Genomic DNA, 4,119 nt, shown 5'->3' on the forward strand with positions numbered 1-4,119 from the left:
TCCAAAGGCCACGCTGCGCGAACGCCGATCCCATAGCGGTTAGTCCCAACCATCACGTAGGGTGACTGGATGTCAATTGAGCTAAGTTGAGCAACTTCTAAATCTTACTCCTCACTCCCCTCAGCTTCTTGATTCATAGGTTCAGGCAAATCAAAAATAATCACAAATTCCCCATCAGGCATCAAGCGTTTAAGAGCCTTTAAGTGCCCCTCCGCATCAGACCGGTTCCGGTACCGACCAACAACGACCCGTTGCATCTTCGGCAATAGGCGGATGATTGCCCACGGGTATAGGCGTTCGCTGTAAGTCATAATTTAATGTATCTCCTTAACTGGGGGTCTAGAGCCAGCCTTCGGCCTTCGCAAAACTTCAGGCTGGCTCTTAACGTTTTCACGTCAGATGATTCTATTATAACATACAAAAACTTTTATTATAACATATTTTGCAAATTTTTGTAACAAAGTATTGGGGGAATCGGGAGTCGGGAATCGGGAGTCGGGAATCGGGAATCGGTTAAAAAAAATAGCGCTAGATAAACTTGACTAAAGTATAGCGCTATTATAAACTGGTAACTTAATTAACCTAAACATCCCTTAAGACTCCAAAAAATAGCGCTAGATAAATTTCACCAAAGTATAGCGCTATTATAAACCTACCCACTTAATCAAATCAAACATCCCTTAGCACTTATAAAAAGTTAGCGCTAGATAAATTATAAATTTTTGTTAAAAAGCAACACAGTCTAGGAACTATGTGTTATCTTAAATATAAGATTAGCGCGATAGTAAAGGGGAACAAAAAATGAACCAACAAACCAAGATAGTCGGAACTACCCAAGCAGCTTTTCTTCTAGGGATTTGCGTCCAACGAGTTCGCCAACTTCTGAAAAATGGTAGAATTAAGGGCGCTCAAAAAGTAGGCAGATTTTGGCAAATTCCCCTATTTAACGGCTTGCCTAGGGTCAGTCCTGGTCGCCGTGGACCCAAGGGAACCTGGAGAAGAGGTTTCCAAAAGGTGGCGAGTTACATCCACGTCAACCAGAACGTGATTAAGCAAAATAAAAAGAACAACACCTACAACCCTGTGCTCACTGTCAAACAAGGTAACCGCAACACCTACGGTCATTATGTAGAAATCAAGGGTCCATCTCGGTTAGTCTATCAACCCAATTGTCCCAAGGATTGTGGAGCTACGGTGTGGCTGGAAGTTGACCCTTCTGTCGAAATTCTCACTAAAGTTTTTAGTTAATTGCAGGATGGGTATTAGCTTAGCGTTGCTGAATTAAGGAATGAATGCGCGATAATCTGGTTTTATTAAAGCCCCCTAAATCCCCCAATTATGGGGGACTTTGAGAGTTTTGTTCCCCCACCGGTGCGCTTTCCGTCGGCGAATTAAATTCGCCACGGGTCGCACCGCAAAATTGGGGGGCTAGGGGGGCGAAACCATACCCAGAATCAGCAACGCCATTAGCTTGGGGTCATTTCAGCTGGAAGCTGCTTGTTTGCGTAGCTTAAGAATTTAAAAACAAGGTGTTAACTTGAAGGTTAAAACTTTAAAATTAATGGCTTTTGGTGTTCCTTGGCCTAAAGGCCAGGCTACGGGAACGGGTAGGTTTAAATTTGGCAAGTAGACAACTGCGGCCAAGTTTACTGTAGTTGGTTTAATGTTGTTGGCAAAGCGTTCAACTCAAACAGGACGCAAAAGTTATCCCTAGATGACTCATAGATCTACTTACTTGTTACTTGTCAAATTCAGCCAACGCAAAACTTATTCCTATATACACTGATAGATTGACAGATCTATTACATTAGTTGTCAATTTCTTGCCTTGCTCTTGACTACTGTTCCTGTTGTTTGTCACTCTATCACCAGGAAAACTAATTAATAGTTCTTACCTAAGAAAAACAGTTACGATATGGTAAGTAATGTTTAGATTTGTTGCAGTAGTAAAAAGTTCATCTCTGTTAACCTTGGGTGTATTAGCAGTCGTTAGTAACCTAATCCTGAAACCTTTAGAAGCTGGGGCTGTTGTTAATGATCAGAGTCTGGTCTTCGTAAAGGATTCATTGCCACAGGAACCAGTGCCAATTCCAGAGAAATTGAACAAAGGGGATAATCAGGTTTTAGGGAGCGACACTGTAACAAATTTCAACGCCATGGGTATTAACCAGCTCCCGAGTCCTCCAGCCCCAGCAAAAATTAGTCAAGCCCTACCTCCGAACCTACCTCCGGGTATAGAGCTACCGGAGGATCGGCTGCCGGAGAGACCTCCCTCTCTGGAACCAGCGCCAGAACCCCAACCTCCCCAGAAACTTCCTCCTGTGGATGAACTTCTTGACCCATCTACCCCTAGCCCTGATCTACCGGACGAAATTCTGGAGGATATTCCAAGACGAATCGTCATTAAACGCTTTAATATTATTGGCTCAACGGTATTCAGCCAGGAAAAATTAGCGGAAATTACCGATCCTTTCCTCAATCAACCCATCTCCTTGCCAAGATTATTTAAACTCCGGTCTGAGATCACCAAGTTATATGATCAGGAAGGATACGTTAACTCTGGAGCCTATATCCCACCTCAAGAACTTGAAGATGGGATAGTCAGCATTCAGATTATCGAAGGGGAATTAGAAGATATTATTGTCAAGGGTCTGAGTCGGCTTAATTCTAATTACATCAAAAGCCGTCTTGCGATCGCTACCAAGAAGCCTCTGAATGTCAGGCGCTTACTGAACGGCTTACAAATGCTGCGACTCGACCCTCTAATTGCCAACATCTCAGCTGAATTGTCAGCGGGGGTGGAGCCTGGGGAGAGTTTGCTAGAAGTAACAGTAACTGAAGCGGATACCTTCAGCACCCAAATAACATTAGATAATGGACGCTCTCCCAGTGTAGGCAGCTTTCGGCGTCGTCCCCAAATTCGAGAAGGAAATTTACTGGGATTGGGAGATGCCTTGGAATTCAACTACACCAATACTGATGGTAGTGATACCTTTGATGTTAGCTATACCTTACCGATTAATCCCCGTAATGGGACTCTGCGCTTGGCCTATGGCACAACATCTAGTGAAGTAATTGAGCCTCCTTTTGATAGGATAGATATTGACTCAGAATCACGGTTTTATGAGATAACCCTGCGCCAGCCTGTATTCCAAACCCCTACCGAAGAAGTAGCTATTGGTATCACCGGCTCACGCCAGGAAAGTGAAACATCTATCTTGAATAGACCCTTTGCTTTATCAGCAGGAGCTGATGATGAAGGGCGTACGCGGATTAATGCCATCCGGTTATTCCAAGAGTGGACTAAGCGCAGTGAGCAACAAGTGTTAGCAGCTCGTTCCCAGTTAAGTATCGGGATTAGTTCAGGAGATACTACGATTAACAGGGGTGGACCCGATAGCAATTTCTTCGCTTGGCGTGGTCAAGGGCAATGGGTAAGGCTACTGGCACCAAATACTATATTATTAATCCGAGGGGATGTGCAACTAGCAGACCGAGGCTTGGTACCATTAGAACAGATAGGGATTGGGGGTTTACAGAGTGTACGGGGCTATCGCCAGGATCTGATTCTATCCGACAATGGTGCGTTTATTTCTGCGGAGCTGCGTCTGCCAATTATTCAGAATCCTGATAGCGGAACTCTAGTGCAGTTGACTCCTTTTCTTGATTTTGGTACTGGCTGGAATAGAGACGATGATATTGATGATAACACGATCGCATCCCTTGGTCTAGGTTTGCGATGGCAGCAAGGAGATTTACTGGAGGCTAATATCGGCTGGGGCTTGCAGTTAGTGGATGTTGAAACTAGGGATAGAACGTTACAGGAAGATGGCTTCTACTTTTCGGTGATTTTTAGACCATTTTGAACATAAAAATTAAAATTCTAAATTCTAAATTCTACATTCTAATTAAGATAGCGTTTTTCATAGTGATGAGGTGCAGCAAGGGAGAAAATGAATCATGGTCAAAAAAAGGATATATTATGGTAGTCTAGCGAGAGTAAATCGAAAATCCTTAGGGTTGAGGATAAGGCGGTGGATAAGGTTACCTCTAATTGCTATATTAACAGCGTTACTGTGCAATTTAGTCCCTCCGGTTTTAGCGACAGTCCCACAAACTA

General features: G+C 43.6%; 3 protein-coding genes. 2 read left to right on the top strand and 1 reads right to left on the bottom strand.

Annotated features, from left to right (window positions below):
- Positions 1-104: 104 nt before the first annotated feature.
- On the bottom strand, positions 105-311 hold the full coding sequence (locus F6K20_RS27185; RefSeq protein ID WP_287296721.1) for a hypothetical protein: 207 nt from the start codon (positions 309-311) through the stop codon (positions 105-107).
- Between the two features lie 490 nt (positions 312-801).
- On the opposite strand from F6K20_RS27185, the gene F6K20_RS27190 reads away from it, so the two are divergent.
- Both F6K20_RS27190 and F6K20_RS27195 read left to right on the top strand, forming a co-directional pair.
- Positions 802-1,248, top strand: a complete 447-nt coding sequence (locus F6K20_RS27190; RefSeq protein WP_008189067.1) for a helix-turn-helix domain-containing protein — start codon at positions 802-804, stop codon at positions 1,246-1,248.
- Positions 1,249-1,924: 676 nt separating this feature from the next.
- Positions 1,925-3,865: a ShlB/FhaC/HecB family hemolysin secretion/activation protein gene (locus F6K20_RS27195; RefSeq protein ID WP_287296723.1), complete on the top strand. Its 1,941-nt coding sequence runs from the start codon at positions 1,925-1,927 to the stop codon at positions 3,863-3,865.
- Positions 3,866-4,119 lie beyond the last annotated feature (254 nt).

It is taken from the genome of Moorena sp. SIO2C4 (assembly GCF_010672485.1).
Taxonomy (GTDB): Bacteria; Cyanobacteriota; Cyanobacteriia; order Cyanobacteriales; family Coleofasciculaceae; genus Moorena; species Moorena producens.